Consider the following 23914-nt stretch of genomic DNA (forward strand, 5'->3'; position numbering starts at 1 on the left):
ACATGCGCGTATTCCGGGGCCGAGCGGAGACGATCGAAGCCGACCGCGAGGTAAGCGGGCGCCTCCTCGAGGTCGCCGCGGACGGCGAGCGCGCCGTCCGGGTCTGGACGCCCCACCGGCAGGTCGCCTTCGGGCGCCGGGATAGCCGACTCGAGGGGTACGACCGGGCCCGCGAGGCCGCCCGCGAGCGGGCGTTTCCGCCGATCGAGCGCAGCGTGGGCGGACGGGCCGTCGCCTACGACGGCGAGACGACGCTGGCGTTCGCCCGCGCCGAGCCGATCGCGGACTTCCGGCGTGGCACCGACGAGCGCTACGAGCGACTGACGGCGAACGTGGCGGATGCTCTCGAGAAGCTCGGCGTCGGTCTCGAGCGCGGCGAACCCGACGACTCGTTCTGTCCGGGCGCCCACTCGCTGTCGACGGTGGACGGAAACGGGCGCCGGAAGATCGCTGGCATCGCCCAGCGGGTCCGCCAGGACGCGGCGCTGGTCTCGGGAATCCTCGTCGTCGACAACCGCGAGGAGCTCGCCCGCGCCCTCGAGGCGGTCTACGGTTCGCTCGAGGTCCCTCTCGAGCCCGAGAACGTCGGCAGTGTGGCGGCCGCGGGCGGCCCGAGCGATCCCGAACGGATCGCACGTGTGCTCGAGGATCGGCTGGCCGGCGGCCGGCCACTCGAGGTCGTCGAGATCGACGAGTAGCCGGTCGAGTAGTTGGATAAGACGTCGATCGCACGAGACTCGGTCGCGATCGATCGACTCGCGTCTCGCAAACGCGCTACGGACAGGCGTCGGAGTCGGACTCGCTCTCGGCTGTCTCGGAGTCGAACCTCCCTCCGAGCGCCATCGAGTGGTCGTCGTAGTAGGCGTAGAGAGTCGTCGGCGCCGTGTAGCCGCCGCCGTAGTGGCCGACGGGACCCGTCGTGTCGATAACATTGTTCTCCCGGTCGGTCGTAAACCGGAGGTTCTCACGCTCGTAGATCGGATCGCCGTCGAGCCAGTAGCGAACGACGCCGTCGGCGTTCGGCTCGCCGCCGCTGACCGTGTTCACGCGGACGTAGTACTCGAACTCGTACCACTGGCCCGGAACGATCTCTGGCTGTCCGAGCGCGTACTCTGCGCCGTCGACGATGTGGTCCTGATCGCCGTACTCGCCGTCATCCTCACCCATGTGGTACGTGTTCGAGAGGAGGTGGTACGGCCCCTCGGTGTCGGTCTCCTGTGTGGTAACGTACATCCGATTGCTCCAGCCGTTGGTTCCGTCGGGGTTGCCCCGCCGGCGCTGGCCTCACCTCGCGCGATGGCGCAGTTCCACAGCCGACAGTCCGCCCGCTCGCGTCCGTCCATCGTCCAGTCGGAACCGAGCGCGAAGCTCACGCGCCCGTTGAGCTCGAGCAGCCCGTCCTCGAAGTCGTAGTGGGTGCTCACCCCCCAGTGGTCGCCCTCCCGGATCCGCATCTCCAGAGCAGTGCTCCCGGAGACGGTCGGACCGGAAACGAAACCGAGGTTGTCGGGATCCCCGTTGGACACCCGGTAGAGTTCCTCCCAGTCGTCGTGTGCGTCGTAGTCGAGGGTGACGACCTCGTCGGGGCTGTCGGAGCTCGCCGCCGCGACATCGGCGCCCACGCCCGCGAGACCGACTACACCGGCAGCACCCAGGACGCCGCTCAGTCGAAGGGTCCGTCGCCGAGACAGACTGAGACCGGTCGCCCTCTGGGCGGCGTCGTTCCCCTGCTCTGGTCCTGTTGACGGCTCGTCCGGATCGAAACTGTTCGTTGGCATTCCAAACTCGTCTGATATGTCGTCCGGCATAGTATCGAACCTGCTACCGAGCGAGCGCCCTCCCCAAATATCTCCTGTGGGACAGTACCGGCAGAAAAACGGGACTAAGGACGGCGCAACCGCCGTCCCAACCGATCGACGACGCGACGAGCGCGGTCGCAACCCCGCCGAAACGCGCCGTGTCGTATTTTTCATCGATCCGAGAGGATCGAAAACGGCCCATACTCGAGCGCTCCGATCGTTGCAGCGGCGGGATCGAGAGAAACCGCTACCTTCCAGCTGGAAGTCGATCCCGGAAACCGAAGCGCATCGAGCAGCGACGAACGCCAGCTCGAGCGGTGACAACGCTTTTCCGGTCGGCAGTGGGGAACTCGAGTATGGCCACTCGACGTCCGGAGGAGTCGCGATGAACGACGGGAGAAATCCGACCACGACGCCCGACTGGGAGGAGCTGGTCGCCGACGCCGGCGAGATCGCCGCGGAGTACCGCGAGAACGGCTGGGACGCGGTCGTCCTCGAGCCGATCGACGTGACGCCCGTCGATCGGACCGACCGCTCGGGACTCGACGTCACGATCGCAGAGTCGGCGTACGATCGCGTCGCGAACCTCGTCGGTAGCGAGGACGTCTCGTTCGGGGACGCCGAGGTGTACTATCGCCCCCCGGAAGCCGAGGACGAGGACCGGCGGTTCGCGCTGGTCGTCGAGCGCGACGAGCGAAGCAAAAGTGCCGTCCTCGTACCGGTGACCTACGCGCTCTCGGCGTCCCGGGAGGTCTTCGAGCGCGCACTGCACGACGAGGACCTCCAGATTCACGTCCGTCCCGAGGCCGCCGACGAGTGGATCGTCTTCTCCCACGACGATCCGTCGCTGTTCCTCGAGGAGTCGGACGTCCGCGAGTGGACCGACGGGTAGACCGTTACTCCTCGTCGGTCTCCCGGTCGCGCAGTTCCTCGCTCGCCTCTCGAACCTCGCGCATTACCGTCGAGATCCGTTCCTCGGCCTCGAGCTCCTCGTCGACCGAGAGGTCGACGCCCTCGACCTCGAGTAAGAACTTCGCGACCTCCGTGGACTCGTACATCACGTCGTCGAGCTCCTCGGCGGTAAAGAAGTCACACATCGCGCCGTAGAGGAAGGTTGCGCCGGCCATGCGGACCTTCTCCTCGAAGGAGGCTCGGGCCTGGTTGACCGCCTGAGGCGTGTAAGTGTCAGTCATGAAGGGGACCAGCTCGGGCAGGTTCTCGCCGATCTTGGTCATTTCGACGCCGGTCTCGGTCCGGAAGTCCGAACAGAGCCGCGCGATGGCCCACTCGCGGGCCGTGATGTACGTCCGGTCGCGCAGGAACTCGTTGACCCGTTCGTACTGGGCGCCGTCCATCTTCGTGAAGCGGGCGTACTTCTGGACGTCCTCGGGGACGTCCGACTCCTCGGGTTCGGGATCGGGGACGTTCGGCATCGGATCGCCGCCGCCCGAGCCGTCAGCGTCGGCGTCGTCTCCGGGGTCGACCGCGTCGCGATCGTCGTTCTCCGTCGCGTCGGTCCGAGCGCCCTCGGCCTCGAGCCCGGCGTCCGCGCCGTCGTCGTTCATGGCCGCGTATTGCCAGCTACTCGGGATAAACGTTGTTCTCGAGTCGCATCGTAAACTCCGCTTGCATCCTCGGGAGTTCTATCGAATTTAAGTTCGTGAGGAATGTTCGATACAGTATGTCACAAACTCCGGTCGTCGCCAAGGCAGTACGAACCCCGCAGGGGAAAGAGGACGGCGTCTTCGCCGACGTACGAAGCGAGGATCTCTCCGTCGCGCTGATCGGCGAGATCCTCGCCGAGACCGGTCTCTCCGGCGAGGACGTCGACGACCTGATGTGGGGTTGTGCCCAGCAGCGCGGCGAGCAGGGGAACAACCTGGCCCGCGTCATCGCCCTCCTGTCGGAGCTGGGTGAGGACGTCCCCGGGACGACGATCAACCGCTGGTGTGCGTCCTCGATGCAGGCCGTGATCTCGGCCTCGGACGCGATCGCCGCGGGCAACCGCGACGCGATCATCGCCGGCGGCGTCGAGAACATGTCCCGCGTGCCGATGGGCGAAAACACCCACAACGTCCACCCGAAGATGGCCGAGTACTACAACATCGGCGAGCTCCAGATGGGGATGACCGCCGAGAAGGTCGCCGAGGAGTACGGCGTCAGCCGCGAGGAACAAGACGAGTACGCCGCCAGGAGCCAGCAGCGGGCCACCGAAGCGACCGAAGAAGGACGGTTCGACGACGAGATCGTCCCGATCGAGACCGACGACGGCACCGTCGACGAGGACGAGGGCATTCGGCCGGGTACGACGGCCGAAAAGCTCGCCGAGCTGCCGACCGTCTTCAAGTCCGACGGCACCGTCACGCCGGGGAACGCCTCCCAGATCTCCGACGGCGCCTCCGCCCTGCTGATTACCAGCGAGGCCTTCGCCGAGGAACACGACCTCGAGATCCTCGCCGAGGTCGGCCAGAACAACGTCGCCGGCGTCGATCCCACGGTGATGGGGATCGGTCCGGTGCCCGCGACGGAGGGGCTACTCGAGCGCAACGGACGCGACATCGAGGAGTACGACCTCGTCGAGCTCAACGAGGCCTTCGCCAGCCAGTCGATCTACTCCCGCGACGAGCTCGGGATCGACCCCGAGAAGTTCAACGTCAACGGCGGCGCGATCGCGATCGGCCACCCGCTGGGGGCCTCCGGCGCGCGCCTGCCCGTAACGCTGATCCACGAACTCAGAAAACGCGGCGGCGGCAGCGGCCTGGCGACGCTGTGTGTCGGCTTCGGCCAGGGTGCGGCGATCGAGTTCGAGGTCAACTGAAGCGCGGTTCGGAACGAACGGAGTGAGTGAGAACCGCGGCTGCGAGCGGGGAGCGAAGGCGACCCGCGAGCGACCGATCAGTCTGGACCTTTTGGCCCAGATTTTGCGAGGCCGCTCGCACCGCAAGCGGCCGAGACAAAAGGTGGTCGCGTCAGGGTGCGGCGATCGAGTTCGAGGTCAACTGAGGCGCGGTTCTCGCTCGCTTCGGTCCCGCGACTGCGGGCGCGACGTGAGCGAATGGGTGTACTCCACGCCTGAACCCGCGCACGGACGGAACAGCGGAGCAACGATTCTCGGCGCTCGCCGAAGACGGGTCGCGTAGCAGCCACCGAAACGGGCGGCGGCGTCACCAGAACGTATTTGTTTTCTTACCCGTCTACTGCAGGGATGGTCGCACCGTCCTCGGTATCGCCTTCTACCCCGTCCACGCTTTCCACCCGTCGATGACGGCGGTGGATCGGCGAGCGCTCCGGCGCCGAATGCTCGCGTCGATCGCGCTGCTCGTGCTCGTCACGGTCGGTTTCGTCGTCGGCGTCTGGGGTGCGTTCTACCTCGTTCTCGTCTCGTTCGAAGCCGACGGATCGGTACTGATCGCGTCGGTAGCGAGCAGCGTTCTCCTGGCCTCGCTCGTCGGCCTCGAGTTCGTACAGGTGTCGACGGTCGAGCGGTTCGCGGGTGCCACGCCGGTCGCCCCCGACGAGGAGCCCGACCTGTACCGGACGACGACGCGCGTCGCCTCCCAGCTCGACGTCCCGGTCCCGACGATCGCGATCTCCGACAGTCCCGCGCCCGAAGCGCTGGTCGTCGGCTTCCGGCGCGACGGGATCCACCTGGTGCTCTCCGAGGGGACGATCGACGCGCTCGAGGACGCCAAACTCGAGGCGGTGATCGCACACGAACTCGCGCACGTACGGAACAGGGATGCGACGGTGATGACGGCGGTTTCGGCACCGGTGGTGCTCGCTGCGGGGCTGCGGTCGCGCCTTCCCGATCCGAACGACGCCGGGATGGCCGCGGTCGTGGTGCTCCCACTGGCGTTGGTCTCGAGCGTCGCGTGGGTAGCCGGCCGAACGATTACCGCCGTGCTCGCTCGCGTTCGCGAGCACGCCGCCGACCGAGCGGCCGCCGAGGTAACCGGATCGCCCGCGGCGCTCGCGAGCGCGCTCGAGACACTCGACGAGCGGATCGAAGCGACGCCGGACCGAGACCTCAGGTCGGTCGAGGGTGTCTCCGCGCTATCGATCCTCCCGCTCGAGCGCGATCCGGACAGTCGGGCGGTTCGGCTCGGCCCGGACGGCGAGAGCGAGCCGTCGCACCTGTGGTTCGATCGCCTCAAGTGGCGGCTGTTCGTGACACATCCGCCGACGGCCGACAGACTCGAGTCGCTGCGATCGCTCGAGCGCGAGCACCACGGGGGCGACCGACGGCAGGAGACGACAGCGTAGGTCGACGGCCGCTACGACGATCCGGACAGGCGATTTACATCGGTCGAGTCCCTACGGTGCTCAATGAGCACCATCCTGCTGGCGGCGGTCGTCGGGATCCCACTCGCCTGGCACCTCGGGATCACCGCGTTCGTCTACTACGATTCCGGCCGCGTCGGTCTCGAGCCGACCCGGAAGTGGGTCGCGATCACGTTCGCGATCCCGATTTTCGGCTTCTTCATCTACCTCTTCGAGCGCAGCGAACTCGACTACGATCCCGAGGAGGATCCCTACAAGGGCCAGAACTACAACATCCATCCCTCGCGGGCGGACGATGCGCCGTTGCCCTCGCGAGGCGACGACCGGGAGGAGCCGGACGATCTCGGAGGACCGAACGGGTCGGACTCCGAGCGGGAGCGGTAGTCGCCGCCGTCAGAACGCGAGCGTCTTGACGACGACAGGAACGCTATCGTGGCCCGTGATCGGCGTGCCGACGTCGAGGTAGTCACCGTCCCGGACGGCGAGTTCGTCGAGAACGACGAGAGAGCGGTCATGCCGTCGCTCGAGGAGCTGGCCGAGTACCTTGGCGCAGTTCTGGCGAACCACGACGACGACGGGAAGCGAGGGCGGCACCGACTCGAGCGCCGACACGAGCGCGTCCGCGATCGATCCCAGTCGCTCGTACTCGAGCGGGCCGACGTTCTCGATCGCGAGGGCGACGGCGTCGAGATCGGGGAGGTCGTGGAGTTCTCGAAGCCGCGCGAGCGCCCCCTCGAGGGGGTCACAGAGACGACTTCCCCCGAGCCCCGCGAGGTCGCCGACGTCGACGACCGGAACGTTCCGAAGCGGCAGCAGATCGGCCTCGAGCGAGATCGTCCGACCGCTGAGCGTCGTCGACTCGGTCCCGGCGCCGACGACGGTCGCCCGCAGGTCCTCGGCAGGCTCGAGGAGAGGCCAGGATCTGACCCGCTCGTGCTCGCGAACTGCGGCCGCGAGTAGCCCCCCGAGATCGCCGTAGGCGAACGGGTCGGCCGGCGGCGAATCGACGAGTCGGCCGACGCCGCCGCTGAAGACGACGCCGTCGAGGGTAACGGGCTCGGCCGGCAGCTCGCCGATCGCCAGCTCGCGCGTGAGAGGGTCGAACGGCGGCCCCTCGAGCAGGTCGACGACTCGGTCGGCCATCGCCTCGGCGAGCATGGCGAGCGTCTCATGGTCGGGGTGCTCGTCGACGTCGAGCGGGAGTTCGAGCGCCTCGACGAGCGCTTCGGCGGGCGGCGAGATCGAGCCGATACGTCCGTCGCCGTCGAACCGGACGAGTCGACCGCCGACGTCGAGACAGCGCGTCTCCCGAACCCGTACCCTGCCTCGCTCGCGGCCGTCCGATCGCCCCTCGAAGATCGCGACGTTCGTCGTCCCGCCGCCGACGTCGACGTTGGCGACGACGCCGTCGAGGTCGGCGGCGCGACCCGCTGCACCGGAGCCCCGACCCGCGAGGGCCGCCTCGAGTTCGGCGCCGGCCGCCGCGGCCACGAACCGACCTGCGTCGGCCGCGATCCGGTGGACGAGCGGTTCGGCGTTCTCTCGACGGGCGGTCTCGCCGGTGACGATCACGGCGCCCGTGTCGACGTCGGCGGGCTCGAGCCCGGCCGCCTCGAGGTCGCGTTCGACGAACGCGGCGACGCCCTCGACGTCGATCGTTTCGCGATCGAGCAGCGGCGTCTCGCGGACCGGGCCCCGAAAGGCGATTTCGCGGTCGACGATCTCGGGACTCGCCGCTCCGCCAGGTGGCGTCTCGACTCGCAGGCGGCTAACGACGGTGTGAGTCGTGGTCGTCCCGACGTCGATGCCGACGCTCGTCAGCGACTCCGGATCGGCGCTCACGAACTCACTCCGTCCGGAACTCGCGGTCGTCCTCCCGGAGGTCGACGCCGCTGGCCTCGGCTGCGAGCATCTCCGCGATCAGGTCGACGAGTTCGGCGCCGGCCTCGACCGGGGGTAGCCCGCCGTCGTGGATGTTCGAGACGACCGACTTCTTCGCCGTCGCCGAGCCGCGCTTGGGGCCGTAGACCAGATACGCGCTCAGGCTCTCCGCGGTCCGGAGTCCGGGTCGTTCGCCGATGAGGCTCACACAGCAGTCGGCCTCGAGCTCCTCGCCGACGGCGTCCATGACGTCGACGCGGCCGAACTCGACGAAGACGGGCGTCCCGACCGAGATATCCCGACCCTCGAGCCCGTCGAGCAAGGCGGGCAGGAGCTGCGGGACGTTGGCCTCGACGGCCGACGAGGAGAGCCCGTCGCTGACCACGATCTGAACCTCGGGAGCGGGCTCGCACTCGCGCTCGAGTCGCTCGAGGCTGTCGGCGTCGAGCTCTCGCCCGAGATCGGGACGGGCGAGGTACTGGTCCGTATCCGCGACCGTCGTCCGGAGTTCGACCAGTCCGAGGTCGTCGATCAGGCCGTCGCTCACGCGCGAGTGGACCGCGTCGCGGGCGACCCCGTGATCGGCTCGAAACTCGAGTAGCGCGTCGGTGGTCGGCCGCGGGCCGGATCGGCCGACGCCGAGGCGCGTGGGGTTGCGGTCGGCGATGCGCCGGAGCGCCTCCTCGTTCGCTTGATCGGCGTCGGAGTCGGGGTCGGCGGTCGGTTCGAGCGGTTCCGTATCGGAGTCGGGGTTCGAGTCTGATGCCATGATTACGTGAAGATCGTCGGATCGCCTGCACGCTCGGTGAGTCGCCCCTCGCGCCAGAGATCCATCTCGGCGAGCCACTCGCGGAACGCCGGCGCCGGCTCGAGGTCGAACAGCTCCCAGAGCGCGGCGGCGTCGTGGTAGCTGTTGGACTGGTAGTTCAACATCACGTCGTCGCCCATCGGCACGGTAATAAAGTAGTTCGCCCCCGCCGCGGCGAGCAGGACGGCGAGGTTCTCGATGTCGTTCTGGTCGGCCCCCATGTGGTTCGTGTAGCAGGCGTCGATCCCCATCGGGATTCCGTGGAGCTGGCCCATGAACACGTCCTCGAGGCCGGCGCGGATCACCTGCCGGCCGTCGTAGAGGTACTCGGGGCCGATGAAGCCGACGACGGTGTTGACCAGAAACGGATCGTAGCGCTTCGCGAGGCCGTAACAGCGCGCCTCGAGGGTGAGCTGGTCGACGCCGTGGTGGGCGTCGCCGGACAGTTCGGCCCCCTGGCCCGTCTCGAAGTACATGACGTTCGGTCCCGAGGAAACGCAGCGACGCTGTGCGAGGTCGTGAGCCTCGTCGAGGAGGTCGACGTCGACACCGAACTCGTCGTTGCCGGCCTCCGTGCCGGCGAGGCTCTGGAAGACGAGGTCCGCGGGGGCGCCCTCGCGGATGGCGTCCATCTGGGTGGTGACGTGAGAGAGACAGCAGTTCTGGGTCGGGACGTCCCACGCCTCGATGAACTCGTGGGTCGCCTCCAGAATTCGCGTCGTCGTCTCGACGCTGTCCTGTACTGGATTCACGCCGATCACCGCGTCGCCGACGCCGTAGGAGAGCCCCTCCCGCGTCGCGTCGACGATGTTCGAGACGTCGTCGGCCGGGTCGTTGGGCTGCAGTCGGAAGGAGAGGGTCCCGCGTTCGCCGACGGTCGTGTTACAGCGCGCGGGAACCTCCATCCGCGAGGTAACGAGCGCCAGGTCGAGGTTCGACATGAGCTTCGTTACCGCGGCGATCATCTCGCTGGTCAGGCCGGGTCGGATCGCCGCGATCTCGCGCTCGCCCGTTCCCATGGCGACGAGGTACTCCCGCAGGTCCGCGACGGTCCAGTCCTTGATCTCCTCGTAGATCGGCTCCCGGACAGCCTCCTGGATCACTCGCGTCACCTCGTCCTCGTCGGCGGGAACGACGGGGTTCTCCCGGAGCGTCTCGAGGCGAATCCCCGCCAGCGCCCGCTTGGCCGCGACCCGCTCGGCGTCCGAGTCGGCTGCGATCCCGGCGAGTTCGTCCCCGGTCTTCGGTTCGTTCGCCTTGGCCAGTACCTCGACGACGGAGTCGAACCGATCCCCCACGTCGGGCGTCGTAGTTTTGACTGCCATCTGCTGTCGAACGGTAGGACGGGGAGGACCTTCACCGTTCGTCAAACGTTACCAAACTTCAGTTGCTGCAAGGAAAGCGACGGCGCGTTCGGCGCCCGACGATAGCCACGGTTTTCTTCGACGAACCGACACCACCGGTATGAAGCGAGCGACGGTCTGGACGGTCGCGATCTTTCTGTTCGTCCTCGGAGACGCGATGGCGTTACAAGCGAGGGGGCCGATCCTCTCGAGTCTCGAGGCGACGTTCGCGGTCTCGGAGGCCGAACTGGGACTGGTGGCGCCGGCCGGCACTGCGGGCTTCGCCGTCGCCGCCGTCGCGACGGGATTGCTCGCGGGGCGGCTCCGAATGCGGTGGGCGCTGTTCGCGGGCGCCGCAGGCGTGATCTGTGCGCTGGTCGCCATGGCGGCCGCACCCGTCTACGCCGTCTTCCTGCTCGCGTTGCTCGCCCAGGGCGGCGCAGCGGGCGTGTTTCGCGGCGTCGACCGGGCGGCCCTGAGCCACATCCACTCGGCCAACCGCGGGCGGGTGTACGTCGCCTACGCGCTCGCCTGGGCCGTCGGGGCCGTGCTCGGGCCGCAGCTGGTCACCGGCGTCCTCGCAGTTGCGGACTGGCGAGCCGTCTTCCTCGTCCTCGCCGGGCTCTTCGTCCCGGTTGCGGTCGTCGCCGCCCGGACCGAGCTTCCCTCGATGGAGGCCGAGCGATCGATCTCGATCGATGCGCTTCGCGAACTGCTCGGCCGGCCCGCCGTCGTCGGCGCCACCGTCGGGATCCTGTTTACCGGCGCCGTCGAGGGGATCGTCTTCACCTGGCTCGTCTACTACGCCGAGGGCTTCTACGGAACGGGAACGGCAAGCTTGCTGCTGTCGACGTACCTGCTCGCGTACATCCCCGCTCGAACGGGGTACACGCTGCTCGTCGATCGGGTTCCCTACCTCCTGCTCATGCTGGTCGCGACCGTCCCGGCGATCCCGGCCTTCGCGGTCGCGTTCTCCGGGATCACCGGTCCCGTCCTCTTCGCGGCCGTCTTCGTCGCCGGCGCCGGGCTCTCGAGTTGCTTCCCCGCACTGTCGGCCTACGCCGTCGAGGCGGCGCCCAAGTACAGCGGCCCGATCAACGCCCTCACCACCGGGGCAACGTACGTCGGGATCGCGGTCTCGCCGGCCGTCGTCGGCGTCCTCGCCGAGGCGTACGGGCTGGGCCGGGCGATCTGGCTCGTGATCGGCTTCGCGGTACTGCTCTCGTCGACGATCGCGGCGACGTGGCTCTGGACTGGAACGCCGGAGGCGCCGACCGTCGACGCCGCTGCCTGATAGTAAAAAACGACGGCTCAGTCGTCGGCGGGCGCGGCGTTCAGCTGGTCGTCGGCGACCGTCCCGTCGTCGTTCCAGCCCCGCTCGGCGTAGTACTCGTCGAGTGCGGCGTCGAAGCCGGGCAGTTCGTAGGGCAGGCTGTCGTCGTCCCGGTCGAAGCCGCGCTGATTGTTGAAGTGGCGCTCGAGGGCGACGACCTGGCCGCCGACCTCCAGCAAGTCCTCGTAGTCGGCGTCGAGCAGGGTCGAGAGTCGGTCCTCGTCGACGAAGTCCCGCGAGAACTTACAGAGGACGGCGCTGTCCTTGATCGCGTTGACGTTCTCGAGTTCGATCACCTTCGGCGGCTTGTCGTCGAGCCCCTCCTTCTCGAAGGCCTTCTCGGAGTCGACCAGCGGGTACTCGTAGGGGTAGAACTCGGCGTACATGTGGTCGGCACCGCGGTTCGAGGTGGCGAAGGCGAGTCCCTGCCCGTTCAGCGTCCGCCCGTCGTGGGCGGGGAACTCGAGGCCCTTGACCGACCAGTTCTCGACGCCGAGGTCCTCGTGGACGCGGTCGATCCCCTCCGCCAAGTCGTCGCCGACGCCCTCGCGGTGGGCGATCTTCTCGACGAGATCGTGGATCAGGTCGACGTTGCCGAACTCGTCCTCGCTCGCGAGGTACGCGGCGATCGTATCGCCACAGGAGATCGTGTCCAGCCCGAACTCGTCACAGAGCTTGTTCGACTGCATGACGTCGACGATGTCGTCGACTCCCGAGTTCGGTCCGAACGCCATTACGGTCTCGTACTCCGGCCCCTCGGTCTCGAGGCCCGACTCCTCGTCGCGAGTCGGGAGCTTGCAGGCGAACGCGCAGGCCGAACAGGTCCCCTTCTTGTACTTCTTCTCCTCGACGCGGTCGCCGCTGACGCCCTCTGCACCCTCGAAGGAGAGCTCCGAGAAGTACCGCGTCGGCAGGGCCTCGACGGTGTTCGCGAACTCGGTCATCGAGGAGGTTCCCTGCCGTTTCATGATGTGATCCGACTGGGCGGCCTCGCCGTGGACCTCCATCTGCAGCGGCGGGATCTCGACCTCGTGGGACGAGTCGCCGTCGAAGGTGATCGCCTTCACGTTCTTCGATCCCAGGACGGCGCCCAGTCCGCCGCGGCCGAACGCTCGCTCCTCGGAGGTCATGATCGAGGCGAACCGGACCTCGTTCTCGCCCGCGGGGCCGACGACGACCGTGTGGTCGGACTCGAGGCCGTGTTCGTCCTCGATGTACTCGCAGGTCTCGGAAACCTTCGCTTCCTCGAGCTCCGGTACCGCCTCGAACTCGACGCCCTCGTCGGTGACGTGGACGATTACGAGCTCGTCGCTGGCGCCGGTTACCTCGAGGGCGCTGTAGCCCGTTCCCGTGAAGTTCCGCGAGAGGAAGCCGCCGGCGTTCGAGGAGAGCAGTCCGTCGGTCAGCGGCGAGACTGCGGTCGCCGACATCCGCCCGGTGAAGCTCATCTGGGAGTGCTGGAGCGGCCCCGTCGCGAAGTAGAGCCGGTTGTCGGCGCCGAGCGGGTCGGCGTCGAACGGGATCCGGTCGTGAGCGAGTTTCGTCGCGAGCGCGCGCCCGCCGATGAACGACTCGAGGTCGTCGTCGACGTCCTCGGTCGACGAGGAGCGCTCGTCGAGATCGATCGAACACAGCGGTCCGTGAACGTGTTTCATACTGAGTACGGTATTATCGATCACCACAAAACAGTTCGGTTCTCGCTCGAGGAGGGACTGACTGTACCGGTACCAGAACGCGGCGTCGGTCGCGGACGGCGGCTACCGTTCCAGCGAGGCACCGTCGGGAAGGTGCAACTCGTCGTCGAGAACGACCTGCAGGCGATCCGTCGCGAACAGGCGATCGATCTGGTCGTGGGTGAACGTGCCGTCACAGTCCTCGCCGACGAAGGTCACCCGTTCGGACGTCCGTTCGACGACGGTCGCGAGCGCGCTGCCGTTCCGGTAGTGGTATCTGATCGTCGTTCCGAGGTGGAGGGTCTCGGCTGTCGCGCCGAGAGAGGTTCCGTGTGGCACCATACCTTATTCAGGCCCGGTACAGGTATATTTCTTTCGTACTAGTAGCTGTAATTATTTCACCAGCTCGAGAGGCAGGGCTTCGACTCGAATGTACAATGAGACGAAGTTGCACATTCGAACGGCTGAAGAGTATTGTTCGTCTGCAGTACAATCATCACTCCTGATGAGTGTTCGATTGATCGAGATGCGTCAATCCGGGGCGAGAGGTCGTTCGAAGGAGTACGTCAGCGCTCGAGTCGTCCCGTAGCAAAGGTCCCCCGGCTTTGTCAGACGGCTGCTTCACTCGTCGTTCTCAGTTTCTTCGTCCCCATCATCGTCCTCGTCTTCGGTATCCTCGGCGTCGTTTTCCCCACTGCCTTCATCGCCGTCGGTGTCGTCGGTATCACTCTCCCCGCTCTCCCCGCTCTCCTCGCCGTTTTCGCCGTTCTCGTCGTCTACGTCCTCTTCTTCGTCTTCCGCATCATCCTCGTTGTCCTCGTCCTCGCTGCCTTCGTCATTTCCCTCTTCGTCCTCCTCGCCGTTTTCGCCGTTCTCGCCTTCTCCGTTCTCGTCGCCCTCTTCCTCACCGCTTTCGTCATTTCCCTCTTCGCCCTCCTCGCCGTTTTCGCCGTTCTCGTCTTCTCCGTTCTCGTCGCCCTCTTCCTCACCGCTTTCGTCATTTCCCTCTTCGCCCTCCTCGCCGTTTTCGCCGTTCTCGTCTTCTACGTCCTCTTCTTCGTCTTCCGCATCGTCTTCGTTGCCCTCTTCCTCACCGCTTTCGTCATTTCCCTCTTCGTCCTCCTCGCCGTTTTCGCCGTTCTCGTCTTCGTCGCCCTCTTCCTCGCCGCTTTCGTCATTTCCCTCTTCGCCCCCCTCGCCGTTTTCGCCGTTCTCGTCGTCTACGTCCTCTTCTTCGTCTTCCGCATCGTCTTCGTTGCCCTCTTCCTCACCGCTTTCGTCATTTCCCTCTTCGTCCGCCTCATCATCGTCGTCGTCGTCGGCTGGATCGTCGTCGTCGGCTGGATCGTCGTCATCGGCCGGATCGTCGTCATCGGCCGGATCGTCGTCGTCAGCCGGATCATCGTCGGCTGGATCGTCATCGTCGTCGTCGGCTGGATCGTCGTCATCGGCCGGATCGTCATCGTCGTCGTCGGCTGGGTCGTCATCGTCGGCTGGGTCGTCATCATCAGCCGGATCGTCATCGTCGTCGTCGGCTGGGTCGTCATCGTCGTCATCGCCCGGCTCGTCGTCAACCGGGTCGTCATCATCGTCGTCAACCGGGTCGTCGTCATCGTCTGGCTCGGCAGTATCGTCGTCCTCTTCCTCGGGCTCGTAGGACTCCTCGTCCAGATCGCCGATCTCGAGTTCGTACGACGCCGTTCCCTCGCAGTTGCTCAGCGGGAACGAGTAGACGGCACTCTCGCCCGGTTCGGGACTCGACTCGTCGGCGAAGTGGATACTCGCGAGTTCGTCGCCGTCCTCGTCGTAGACCCGGGCCTCCATATCGACGGTGATCTCCTCGTCGCCGACGTTCTCGAGTTCGACGTGGACGTTGCACTCGTCACCCGGCGGATCGTCCGCCCAGGTAAAGGTGTGGCGCAGAGCCTCGAGGGTATCGCTAGCGGCACCGGAGATGATAACCTCGCCGTCGATCGACTGGTCCTCGTACTGGTTCTGTTCGTCCTCGGCCTCGTCGTCGGCATCGTCGGCATCGTCACTGCCATCGGCGTCGTCCCACTCCTCCGGTCCGTCGCCGTCCCTGGCCGACTCGTTGTCCGATTCGTCGTCCTCGTCGTCCTCGATGGCGCTACAGCCCGCCAGGATAGCCGAAAGTGATACCCCCGCAGCCGTACTGAACTCGCGCCGGTTTAGATCCATGTGACTCTCGTAGTGATCGCCCGCTGATTGTCTCTCGATACGCGTCCTCTGGGCAGAGGTTCGGAGCTCCCCCGTGTTTAGCTCGTCGGATCCGCCCGGAAGGGTTCAGCGTACTGATATCACCGAAAGCTACTATTCCTTCTGCAAGCACTGTCAGCCGTTCAGGAAGAGACCGGATCGATCCGATCCTCGCGGTCCGCCTCGTAGAGCCGCTCGATCCGGTCCTCGAACCGGTCGAGGATGACCCGGCGTTTCTTCTTCATCGTCGGCGTCAGCATGTCGTTCTCCTCGGTGAACTCCCTCGGGACGAGCTCGAAGCGCTTGATCGTCTCGTGTTTCTCGAAGTTCTCGTTGACCTCGGCGACCGTCTCGCCGACGTACTCCCGAACGCGCTCGTCGTCGCACATCGCCTGCGGGTCCTCGGGGAGGTCGATCCCCTGCTCGTCGGCCCACTCGCGGACGTGGTCCGCGTTGGGAACGAGCAGGGCGCCGACGAACTTCTCGCCGTCGCCGACGACCATACACTGTTCGACGACCTCGCTGGCCGCGAACGCGTCCTCGATCGGGCCGGGCGCGACGTTCTTCCCGGTCGAGAGGACCAGGATCTGCTTGACCCGGTCCCGGAACTCGATGTAGTCGTCGGGACGGAGGTGGACGATATCGCCGGTGCGGAACCAGCGGGTGCCGTCGTCGTCCTCGAGGAACGACTCCGTCGTCGCGCCGGGCTTGTTCCAGTACCCCTGGGTGACGTTCGGCCCGCTGACGAGCAGTTCGCCGACCTCGCCGGGATCGTCGAACGTCTCGCCCTCGACGAGCGAGTCGTCGATCCGAACGTCGACGCCGGGAAGCGGCGGCCCGATGGTTCCGATCTCGGGCGCCTCGGGCGGGTTGACCGAGACGACGGGAGCGGTCTCGGTGAGTCCGTACCCCTCGTAGATCGGCAGCCCCATCGCGTGGTACAGCGTACAGAGCTCCTTCGAGAGGCTCCCACCGCCGCTGATCAGGAGCTCGATCTCGCCGCCCAGCGCTTCCCGGACGTTCGAGAAGACCAGTTTGTCCGCAAGCGACTGCTTCGCGCTGAGGACGGGGCCGGGGTCGTCGGTCTCCTGGTACTCGACGCCGACGTCGGTCGCCCACTCGAAGATCCGCTTTTTCGCCCCCGACTCACTGGCCTGCTCGCGGATCGTGTCGTAGATTTTCTCGTAGACGCGGGGGACGCTGGTCGCCGTGTCCGGCTGTACCGTCCCGAAGTCCTCCTTGAGCGTGTCGGTGCTCTCCGCGTAGGCGACGCAGGCGCCGCTTGCAAACAGCAGGAAGTGTCCCGACGTGCGCTCGAAGACGTGTGCCAGCGGCAGGTACGAGACGGACTGGACGTTCTCGTCGATAACCGGCAGCTCGTCGTCCTTGTCCGGGCGCGGCCCGTAGCGCTTGCGGACCTGGTTGACGTTCGACCGGAAGTTCCGGTGAGTGAGCTGGACGCCCTTAGGCTGGCCCGTCGTCCCGCTCGTGTAGATGAGGCTGGCCAGGTCGTCCATGTCGGGTGCGTCGAGCCACTCCTCGTAGCGCTCGAGGTCGAAGGTCGACTCGCCCCGATCGTGGACCTCCGCGAGGGTCAGGACGTCGTCGCGGTCGTCGTACCCCTCGAGGCGATCCATCGAGACGATGAACTCGAGATCGAGGTCGTCCTCGACCTCGAGGACGCGCTCGAGGAGGGCCTCGTTCTCGACGACGACGGCGGTGGCGTCGGGGTCGTCGAGCAGGTACCGGACCTGGCCGGGCGAGGAGCTCTCGTAGACCGTCGTGATAACCGCGCCCGCGGAGAGCAACGCGAAGTCGGTCTGGGCCCACTCCATGCGGGTGTCGGCGAAGATGCCGACGCGATCGCCGTGCTCGACACCGAGGTCGCGAAAGCCCGCCGCGAGGTTGCGGACGACGTTTCGCATCTGGGTGTAGGAGATCGCCCGGAACTCGCCCGGGTCGGCGGGCTCGAGGATCGACTCGGTCAGCGAGCGGTCGTAGATCCCGCCCTTGTACCGCTGTGCCGGTCGGTTCGGGTGGCGCTCGACGGCGTCGTCGAACATCCGACCGAGCGTCGTTTCACCGGTGACCTCGTCCTCGTACTCTCGTTCGGCGTCCCGCCAGTGCATACCGTGTGACAGTACCTCCCGAGCGATAAAACGTGATGAAACTGAACGCATCTGTCACCGCGTTTATTCGTGGTCCCCAACGGTGATCGCGTCGAAAACGGGCAATCGGGCGGTCCCAACGGTCCCGGCGATCAGTCCCGATGGTCCAGGTAGCCGACGACGCCGCGAACGTTCATCCCGGCCTCGGCGCCGGCCTTGTGCTCGCCCCACGCGTCGCCGAGATCCGATCTCGAGGCGAAGTGGTCGACGAGCGCCTCGTCGTCCCCGATCTCCTCGCGTTTCTCCTCGACGTCCCGAACCCACTCCTCGAGAACGGTCGCGTACTCCTCGAGGACCGCCTCGGCGTCGTCACCGACGGAGCGCGGCCCGAAGTGGGCATAACAGAGGACGTCGGGGTCGATCTCTTTGAGGGTCCCGACGTCCTCGAGACAGCGCTCGAGGTGGAAGTTCGACGGCGGCGAGGTCTCCCTGATCTCCTCGCGTTCGGGCACCCAGATCCCTGCCGCGTCCGCGGTGAAGACCGCGTCGTTCTCGGGATCCTCGAAGACGACCTGGTGGGGGGCGTGGCCGGGGGCCTCGTGGACTCGGAGCTCGTGGGTTCCGAGATCGATCGCGTCCCCGTCCTCGATCTCGACGATCCGATCCTCGGGGACCGGCTTCGGCTCGACGTAGTACTGCCACTGGTCGCCGACCGCGGCCTTCGTCCCCGCGACCAGCTTCGAGGGATCCGCGAGATGGGAGGTGCCGATCGGGTGGACGTAGACGTCGGCGTTCGGGCACGCCTCGGCGAGGTAGCCCGCGCCGCCGGCGTGGTCGAGGTGGATATGTGTTACCGCGATGACCTCGAGGTCCTCGGGCGCGATGCCGACCTCCTCGAGGGCTTCGAGGATCCGCTCGTAGTTCGTCCCGATCCCGGTGTCGACGATCGCGGGCCGCTCGTCGTCGACGACGTAGACGGCGCCGTACCCGCTGGTTTCGTACATTCCCGTATCGACGTAGTAGAGGTCCGAACAGTCGCCGGCCGTGACCTGGCGGACGTCACCGATTTCCATACCGGTAGGCCGTCGGGAGGTAAAATAAAAGCTGTCGTCCCGGCCAGGCTACCGGTCGCGCTGGTCCTTCCACTCGCCGATTCCCGAGGGATCGAGGTGGACGTGGGCGTCGCCGACGTCCTCGATCCCTCTGAGGCTGGCGACCAGCTCCGACTCGATGTCGTGGGCCTGCCGGAACGGCATGTCGCCGTCGACCTCGACGTGAACCTCGACCTCGAGGACGGGGCCGTCGTAGAAGACGGTGAGATCGTGGATCCCCTCGACAGCGGGGTGATCTCGAAGGATCTCGGTCACCTCCGCTCGCTTCGTCGGTCCCGGCGAGGCGCCGACGAGGTAGCCGACGTTCTCGCGGCCGATCTCGACGCCCTGGTAGATGACGAGCAGGCTGACGAGCCCGCCAGCGATCGGATCGAGCAGCGGGAAGCCGAGCAGGACGCCGACAACGCCGACGACCGCGGCGAAGGAGGTGTAGATGTCGTTGAGACAGTCGGTTGCGAGCGCCTCGAGGGCTGTCGACCCGATCGCCTCGTTGATGTACTCGGTGTAGCGGTAGACCAGATACATGTCGACAATCGCGAACGCGAGCGCGCCGAGCAACAGCGGGTGGAAGACGACGTCGACGCCGTGGGCGACCCCCTGTCCGGACTCGTACAGCAGATTCAGCCCGAGCAGGGCGATGACCGCACCGACGAACAGCGCCGTCAGCGGTTCGATACGCTCGTGGCCGTGGGGGTGAGTGTCGTCGGGCTCGTCGAAGGAGCTTCGGCCCCAGACGAGTACGACGAGGCTCGCGACGAGGTCGGCGATCGAGTGGGCCGCGTCGGCCACGAGCGCGACGCTGCCGAAGGCCAGCCCTACGGCGCCTTCGACGACGATCTTGACGGCGTTGCCGAGGACGTTCGCCCACGACGCACGCGTGAACCCGTCGCGGCCCGCCTCGTCGACCATACTCCGTTTAGATGTAGTCTAAACTTGGGTCTTTTCCTTCCCGGCGACGAACTCCGTCTTCCGAAATCCTCATTTCGGTGGTGTGAGAACGGATCGCTATCCAGGTGATGGGGCCCACCTACCACAACCGCCGGCGACTCGTTCACCGCGTTCGCAGCCTCCTGGCGTCCGTGTGCGGACGACCGACCGACCGGCTGACGGTCCCTACTACCAGTCAGCCATGAGAGACCATCCGCTCGTCCGGCTCGAGACGCTCGCACTGATCGCGATCGGCGGCTTCGCCGGCGCGAACCTCCGGTTTTTCGTCCTCGGGGTGCTCTCGGACGTCGCCGCGGTGTTGCTCGTCAACGTCGTCGGCAGTTTCCTGCTGGGCTTTGTCGTCTACGAGGCCCAGTACACCGGCGTCGTCGACCGAAGGGCCAGGCTGGTGTTTACGACCGGCTTTCTCTCGTCGCTGACGACCTACAGTACGTTCGCGGTCCAGACCGCAATCGCCGCCGAGCCGTGGCTGCTCGTCGGCATCGTCGTCGCCAACTATGGGCTCGGGTTCACCGGGGTGCTCGCGGGACGGGAGCTCGCTCGCAAGGTCCGCGACTGGCGGCCGGCGGCAGCCGGCGGTGAGACGGCGTGATCGCCCTCGAGTCGCCAGCGTCGGTCCTCGCCGTCGTCCTCGTTCTCGAGCCCGTCCTCGAGGACGGCGCCCTCGAGTTCGAGGCCGCCCACCTCGTCGGCGTCGGCGGGGCGATCGGTGCCCTGTTGCGCTACGCCGTCTACCAGCAGCTCTCGGACGATCGGTATCCGTGGCCGACGCTGGTCGTCAACGTCGTCGGAAGCTTCGTCTTCGGAGCGGCGACCTTCGCGGGCGCGGGCGAGTCGGCGATCCAGTTCGTCGGGATCGGAATCTGTGGCGCGTTTACGACGTTCTCGTCGTTCTCGGTCGAGACGGTCCAGCTCTACGAACGCGGGGATCGAAAGCTCGCGGTCGCGAACGCAGCGGGGAACCTCGCGCTGTCGCTCGCGGCGATCGGGGTCGCCTGGGTCCTCGTTTCCGCGCTCTAGGCCTCGCCATCGTTGATCACCGTAACCGGGACGGCAGCCCGCCGAACGACCGTTTCGGCCACACTCCCCAGTAAGTACCTCGCGACGCCCTCGCGTCCGTGGCTGCCGAGGACGATCCCGTCGACACCCTGGTCGTCGGCGTACTGAACGATGGTTCGAGCCGGATCGCCCGCTTCGACGGTCGTCTCGACCGTGACGTCGTCCGGCAGCGTCTCCTCGAGTCCCTCGAGGACGGCCTCGGCCTTCTCGCGTTCGGATTTGTACTCGTCGTCGGCCGTGTAGCCCGGATAGGCGCGCTGGCGGCTGTAGTCGGTCATCGGGTCGACGACGTACAGCAACGTTAGCTCGGCGTCGGGGAACTGCTCGCAGGCGTACTCGAGGGCGGCACGGGACGGACGGGAGCCGTCGACCGGGACGAGAACGTGCTGGCTCATACGATGACTATTCGGTTCGGGCTACAAAAATGGAACCGACGACAAAAGAACGCGTGCGGACCGCGTTCAGAGCAGTTCGGCCAGCAGGACGGCCGCGAGCCCGAAGTAGATCAGGAGCGCGGTGATGTCCTTGACCGTCGTGATCAGCGGGTCCGAGGCGGCTGCGGGGTCGAACCCGAGCTTGTTCATGATCCAGGGGATCACGTAGCCGACGACCGAGGCGACGACACAGACCGAAACGAGCCCGACGAAGACGACCGTCGCCAGCTCGAGGGCGTACGGCTCGTTGATCTGCCAGATGTAGGCCGCACCGGCGCCGATAGTGCCGATGATGAGCCCGATCAACAGTCCGATCAGCCCCTCGCGGGCGAAGTGTCGCATCGCGTTTCGGTCGTCGATGTGCCCCAGCGCGAGCCCGCGAACGAAGATCGTCGACGCCTGCGTGCCGACGTTGCCGCCCATGTCCATGATGACGGGAACGAAGAAGGCGAGCGCGACGACGGCCTCGAGGGTGTCCTCGAACTGTTCGATGACGCCGCCGGCCATCAGTCCGCCGGCGAGGGCGACGATGAGCCACGGGAGCCGCAGCCGAAGGATCTTCGGGACCGACGACTCGAGGATCGCCGAACTCCGGGAGCTCTCGACGTCAGCGAACGAGAAGCCCGCGCTCTTGAGGATGTCCTCGGTCGCCTCCTCCTCAACGACCTCGATCATATCCTCGGTTCGGAGAACCCCGACGAGGAAGCCGTCGTCGTCGATAACGGGCAACGCGGGAAAGTCCCGCTCGGCGATCTCGTCGGCGGCGAACTCCGGATCGGCGTCGGCGTCGATCGTTACGAGGTCGGTTACCATGTGGTCCTCGACGACGTCGTCCTCGGGGGCGTTGAGCAGCTCCCGGAGAGACATGACACCGACGAGCCGACCCGCGTTGTCGGTGACGTACAGGTAGTAAACGGTGGTTTCGTCGGAAACCGGTTCGAAATCGCGGAAGTCGTCGATGGCGTGGCCGACGAACGTCTCCTGAGTAACGGCCACGTACTCCTCGTCGGTCACCTCGCCCACACGGTCGGCGTGGAACTCGAGGTCGCTAGTCGCCTCCATACACCTCACCCCGAACGTGCGATCGAAGCACTCCCGCGAACTCGCCCTCGAGCAGGTCGACTACCAGCTCCTCGAGCGTCCGACCGCGCTCGCGGACCGTGTCGTTGATCGTCGTCTCGGCGCCGAACGGATTGCTGTGGTTGGTGTTCAGCATACGCCACCGTATCGTTAGAGGTTTCTAAAAGAGATTTCGGACTATGTCTAAGGTTGAAATATATTCCCACGATATCCGAAGGCACACCTGCCCTGTGCGGTCGTTCGCCACACCGACATCTCGGACGGCGGGTCGCCGTCGAACCCCGACTGCTTGCTATCACTTCCCGATACGTTTAACAGTCGACTACGAAAGATACTGCTATGAGCGTACGGGAGGAGTTCTGGTCGATCTACCGCGAGGCGCTGCCCATCCTGCTGATCGCCCTCGGCGGCGGCCTGTTCGCCGGGCTGGTACTCGAGGGGATGGTCGAAAGCGTCGAACGGTTTCCGGGGCTTCTGGTGATGATACCCGTCTTTCTGGCCACTCGAGGGAACGTCTACGGCGCGCTGGGCGGCCGGATTTCGAGCGGGCTCCACCAGGGGTTGATCGAACCGAAGTTCGAACGCGACCAGCGGCTCGTCAACGCCGTCACCGCCTCGTTTATCAACGGAATCGGGATCTCGCTCGTGATCGGCGTCATCACCTGGCTCGCACTGTTGCTCCTGGGCTGGGAGGTCGCCGCGCTGTACGAGCTGGTGGGCATCATGCTGATCGCCGGCGTCCTCACGTCGGTCGTGCTCATCTTCGGGCTGCTCGCGCTGATCTTCGCGGGCTTCAAGTACGGCTACGACCCCGACAACCTCGTCGGCCCCATCGTGACGACGCTGGGTGATATCTTCGGGATGGTGTTCATGCTGTTCGCGATCGGCCTCGTGGAGGTGCTCGTCTGATGGTCGTTCCGCAGGGCTCACTCGGGAGCTGGGAGGTCCGCAGCATCGTCGGCAACATGTTCCCGCTGTTGATCGTCCTCTGCGTGATCGTCCTCTGGGCGGGAATCACCCTCGAGGAGGCCGAAGAGATGCTCGAGCAGTACGGCATCTTAGCGATCATGGTGCCGACGATGGTCGACATGGGCGGCAACCTCGGTGCGATCCTGAGCTCGCGGCTCTCGACGCGGCTCCACCTCGGGACGACCGAGTTCGATCCCCGTGATCGCGAGCTGTGGGCGAACGTCGGCGCCGTCCTCGCACTCGCGGCGACGATCTTTACCGCGCTGGCGTTCGGCGCCTACCTGCTCGGCGGACTCATCGGCTCGACGCTCCCGCTGTCGACGCTGCTTTTGATCTCGCTGGTCAGCGGGATGTCCGTCGCCGTCATCGCGGTCCTGTTCAGCTTCGCGACGACCTACGCCTCCTACCGGCTGGGCGTCGACCCCGACGACACGACGATCCCGGTCGTCACGAACGTCGTCGACGTCTTCGGGATGGTCATCTTCATCGGCGTCTCGGCGCTCGTGCTGGGCTTCTAAGCCGGCTCGTCGGTTTTGAGCCGGAAGCGAACTCGGCGAGAAGAACGGATGTGTGCCGTCCGTCCGTCGAACGTCTGACTGAGTTTCAAGTGCCGCGGTGTGGGGGTTGTGTACATGGCAGTCGAATCGACTCGCGGCGAACGAACCCCACGAGACGCCTCCCGAAACGCATCCGAAGCGAGGCGGGCGGGCCGATGAGCTGGCTCGTCCGTGCGTTCCGAACCCGAGAGCGACGACACGCGACCGTTCCGCTGACGCTGGCGATCGTCGTCGTCGCGCTCGGCGTCCTGCTGTATCTCGAGCTCGTGACGGTGTTGCTCACGCACGCCGGCTAACTCGGGAGCGCACCGT

At 66.4% G+C, this 23914-nt stretch carries 25 protein-coding genes and 1 pseudogene; 12 read left to right on the top strand and 14 right to left on the bottom strand.

Annotation, left to right across the window (positions count from 1 at the left end; translation table 11 throughout):
* Positions 1-2: 2 nt before the first annotated feature.
* Positions 3-698 (top strand): lipoate--protein ligase family protein, encoded by a 696-nt coding sequence (locus QA609_RS20330; RefSeq protein WP_278304454.1) that lies wholly within the window; start codon positions 3-5, stop codon positions 696-698.
* 76 nt (positions 699-774) lie between these two features.
* Here the strand turns inward: QA609_RS20330 and QA609_RS20335 are convergent.
* Positions 775-1622, bottom strand: a pseudogene (locus QA609_RS20335) (hypothetical protein).
* On the opposite strand from QA609_RS20335, the gene QA609_RS20340 reads away from it, so the two are divergent.
* Both QA609_RS20340 and QA609_RS20345 read left to right on the top strand, forming a co-directional pair.
* Complete coding sequence (locus tag QA609_RS20340) at positions 1551-1745, top strand: hypothetical protein (protein WP_278304486.1); 195 nt, start codon at positions 1551-1553, stop codon at positions 1743-1745. The pseudogene QA609_RS20335 and the gene QA609_RS20340 sit on opposite strands and share 72 nt — an antisense overlap.
* Before the next feature lie 439 nt (positions 1746-2184).
* Entirely contained in the window at positions 2185-2691 is a 507-nt protein-coding gene (locus QA609_RS20345) for a hypothetical protein (protein WP_278304455.1), read from the top strand.
* Between the two features lie 4 nt (positions 2692-2695).
* Here the strand turns inward: QA609_RS20345 and QA609_RS20350 are convergent, their stop codons facing one another.
* The gene (locus QA609_RS20350; protein ID WP_278304456.1) at positions 2696-3364 is read right to left on the bottom strand and encodes a DUF5806 family protein; all 669 of its coding nucleotides are present in this window, start codon (positions 3362-3364) and stop codon (positions 2696-2698) included.
* 116 nt (positions 3365-3480) lie between these two features.
* Here QA609_RS20350 and QA609_RS20355 point away from each other — a divergent pair, with 116 nt between their 5' ends.
* From QA609_RS20355 to QA609_RS20365, 3 genes are all read left to right on the top strand, one after another.
* The gene (locus QA609_RS20355) at positions 3481-4617 is read left to right on the top strand and encodes a thiolase family protein (protein WP_278304457.1); all 1137 of its coding nucleotides are present in this window, start codon (positions 3481-3483) and stop codon (positions 4615-4617) included.
* A 443-nt stretch (positions 4618-5060) separates the two neighbouring features.
* Positions 5061-6062, top strand: coding sequence for a M48 family metalloprotease (locus QA609_RS20360; RefSeq protein ID WP_278304458.1), 1002 nt, complete (start codon positions 5061-5063; stop codon positions 6060-6062).
* A 63-nt stretch (positions 6063-6125) separates the two neighbouring features.
* Complete coding sequence (locus tag QA609_RS20365) at positions 6126-6464, top strand: hypothetical protein (RefSeq protein WP_278304459.1); 339 nt, start codon at positions 6126-6128, stop codon at positions 6462-6464.
* Between the two features lie 9 nt (positions 6465-6473).
* Here the strand turns inward: QA609_RS20365 and QA609_RS20370 are convergent, their stop codons facing one another.
* The 3 genes from QA609_RS20370 to QA609_RS20380 are packed head-to-tail and all read right to left on the bottom strand — an operon-like array spanning position 6474 to position 10094.
* On the bottom strand, positions 6474-7922 hold the full coding sequence (locus tag QA609_RS20370; RefSeq protein ID WP_278304460.1) for an ethanolamine ammonia-lyase reactivating factor EutA: 1449 nt from the start codon (positions 7920-7922) through the stop codon (positions 6474-6476).
* Positions 7923-7926: 4 nt separating this feature from the next.
* Entirely contained in the window at positions 7927-8730 is an 804-nt protein-coding gene (eutC, locus tag QA609_RS20375) for an ethanolamine ammonia-lyase subunit EutC (protein WP_278304461.1), read from the bottom strand.
* Between the two features lie 2 nt (positions 8731-8732).
* Positions 8733-10094, bottom strand: coding sequence for an ethanolamine ammonia-lyase subunit EutB (locus QA609_RS20380; protein WP_278304462.1), 1362 nt, complete (start codon positions 10092-10094; stop codon positions 8733-8735).
* 139 nt (positions 10095-10233) lie between these two features.
* Here QA609_RS20380 and QA609_RS20385 point away from each other — a divergent pair, with 139 nt between their 5' ends.
* Positions 10234-11406: an MFS transporter gene (locus tag QA609_RS20385; protein WP_278304463.1), complete on the top strand. Its 1173-nt coding sequence runs from the start codon at positions 10234-10236 to the stop codon at positions 11404-11406.
* 17 nt (positions 11407-11423) lie between these two features.
* Here the strand turns inward: QA609_RS20385 and QA609_RS20390 are convergent, their stop codons facing one another.
* From QA609_RS20390 to QA609_RS20415, 6 genes are all read right to left on the bottom strand, one after another.
* Positions 11424-13100: an aldehyde ferredoxin oxidoreductase C-terminal domain-containing protein gene (locus QA609_RS20390; protein ID WP_278304464.1), complete on the bottom strand. Its 1677-nt coding sequence runs from the start codon at positions 13098-13100 to the stop codon at positions 11424-11426.
* Between the two features lie 102 nt (positions 13101-13202).
* On the bottom strand, positions 13203-13460 hold the full coding sequence (locus tag QA609_RS20395) for a hypothetical protein (RefSeq protein ID WP_278304465.1): 258 nt from the start codon (positions 13458-13460) through the stop codon (positions 13203-13205).
* A gap of 279 nt (positions 13461-13739) precedes the next feature.
* The gene (locus QA609_RS20400; protein WP_278304466.1) at positions 13740-15317 is read right to left on the bottom strand and encodes a hypothetical protein; all 1578 of its coding nucleotides are present in this window, start codon (positions 15315-15317) and stop codon (positions 13740-13742) included.
* 161 nt (positions 15318-15478) lie between these two features.
* Complete coding sequence (locus QA609_RS20405; RefSeq protein ID WP_278304467.1) at positions 15479-17464, bottom strand: long-chain fatty acid--CoA ligase; 1986 nt, start codon at positions 17462-17464, stop codon at positions 15479-15481.
* Between the two features lie 131 nt (positions 17465-17595).
* Positions 17596-18516 carry an MBL fold metallo-hydrolase gene (locus QA609_RS20410; protein WP_278304468.1) on the bottom strand — a complete coding sequence of 307 codons (921 nt, stop codon included), beginning with the start codon at positions 18514-18516 and terminating at the stop codon, positions 17596-17598.
* A 48-nt stretch (positions 18517-18564) separates the two neighbouring features.
* Complete coding sequence (locus tag QA609_RS20415; RefSeq protein ID WP_278304469.1) at positions 18565-19464, bottom strand: cation diffusion facilitator family transporter; 900 nt, start codon at positions 19462-19464, stop codon at positions 18565-18567.
* A 220-nt stretch (positions 19465-19684) separates the two neighbouring features.
* Here QA609_RS20415 and QA609_RS20420 point away from each other — a divergent pair, with 220 nt between their 5' ends.
* The gene (locus QA609_RS20420; protein WP_278304470.1) at positions 19685-20095 is read left to right on the top strand and encodes a CrcB family protein; all 411 of its coding nucleotides are present in this window, start codon (positions 19685-19687) and stop codon (positions 20093-20095) included.
* Positions 20092-20523, top strand: a complete 432-nt coding sequence (locus QA609_RS20425; RefSeq protein ID WP_278304471.1) for a CrcB family protein — start codon at positions 20092-20094, stop codon at positions 20521-20523. The genes QA609_RS20420 and QA609_RS20425 overlap by 4 nt, the downstream gene beginning before the upstream one ends.
* Here QA609_RS20425 and QA609_RS20430 read toward each other — a convergent pair.
* From QA609_RS20430 to QA609_RS20440, 3 genes are all read right to left on the bottom strand, one after another.
* Positions 20520-20957, bottom strand: coding sequence for a universal stress protein (locus QA609_RS20430; protein ID WP_278304472.1), 438 nt, complete (start codon positions 20955-20957; stop codon positions 20520-20522). The two genes, QA609_RS20425 and QA609_RS20430, sit on opposite strands and share 4 nt — an antisense overlap.
* Before the next feature lie 66 nt (positions 20958-21023).
* A complete protein-coding gene (mgtE, locus tag QA609_RS20435; RefSeq protein WP_278304473.1) occupies positions 21024-22058 on the bottom strand; it encodes a magnesium transporter in 1035 nt (344 codons plus the stop codon).
* On the bottom strand, positions 22045-22212 hold the full coding sequence (locus QA609_RS20440; RefSeq protein WP_278304474.1) for a hypothetical protein: 168 nt from the start codon (positions 22210-22212) through the stop codon (positions 22045-22047). Before QA609_RS20440 ends, mgtE begins: the two co-directional genes overlap by 14 nt.
* A 203-nt stretch (positions 22213-22415) precedes the next feature.
* Between QA609_RS20440 and QA609_RS20445 the strand changes: the two genes are divergently transcribed.
* The 3 genes from QA609_RS20445 to QA609_RS20455 all read left to right on the top strand — a co-directional run bounded on the left by QA609_RS20445 (position 22416) and on the right by QA609_RS20455 (position 23898).
* The gene (locus QA609_RS20445) at positions 22416-22985 is read left to right on the top strand and encodes a magnesium transporter (RefSeq protein WP_278304475.1); all 570 of its coding nucleotides are present in this window, start codon (positions 22416-22418) and stop codon (positions 22983-22985) included.
* On the top strand, positions 22985-23563 hold the full coding sequence (locus QA609_RS20450; RefSeq protein ID WP_278304476.1) for a magnesium transporter: 579 nt from the start codon (positions 22985-22987) through the stop codon (positions 23561-23563). Before QA609_RS20445 ends, QA609_RS20450 begins: the two co-directional genes overlap by 1 nt.
* Positions 23564-23757: 194 nt before the next feature.
* Complete coding sequence (locus QA609_RS20455; RefSeq protein ID WP_278304477.1) at positions 23758-23898, top strand: hypothetical protein; 141 nt, start codon at positions 23758-23760, stop codon at positions 23896-23898.
* The last annotated feature ends 16 nt before the right edge of the window (positions 23899-23914 follow it).

The organism is Natronococcus sp. A-GB7 (genome assembly GCF_029688865.1).
Taxonomy (GTDB): Archaea; Halobacteriota; Halobacteria; order Halobacteriales; family Natrialbaceae; genus Natronococcus.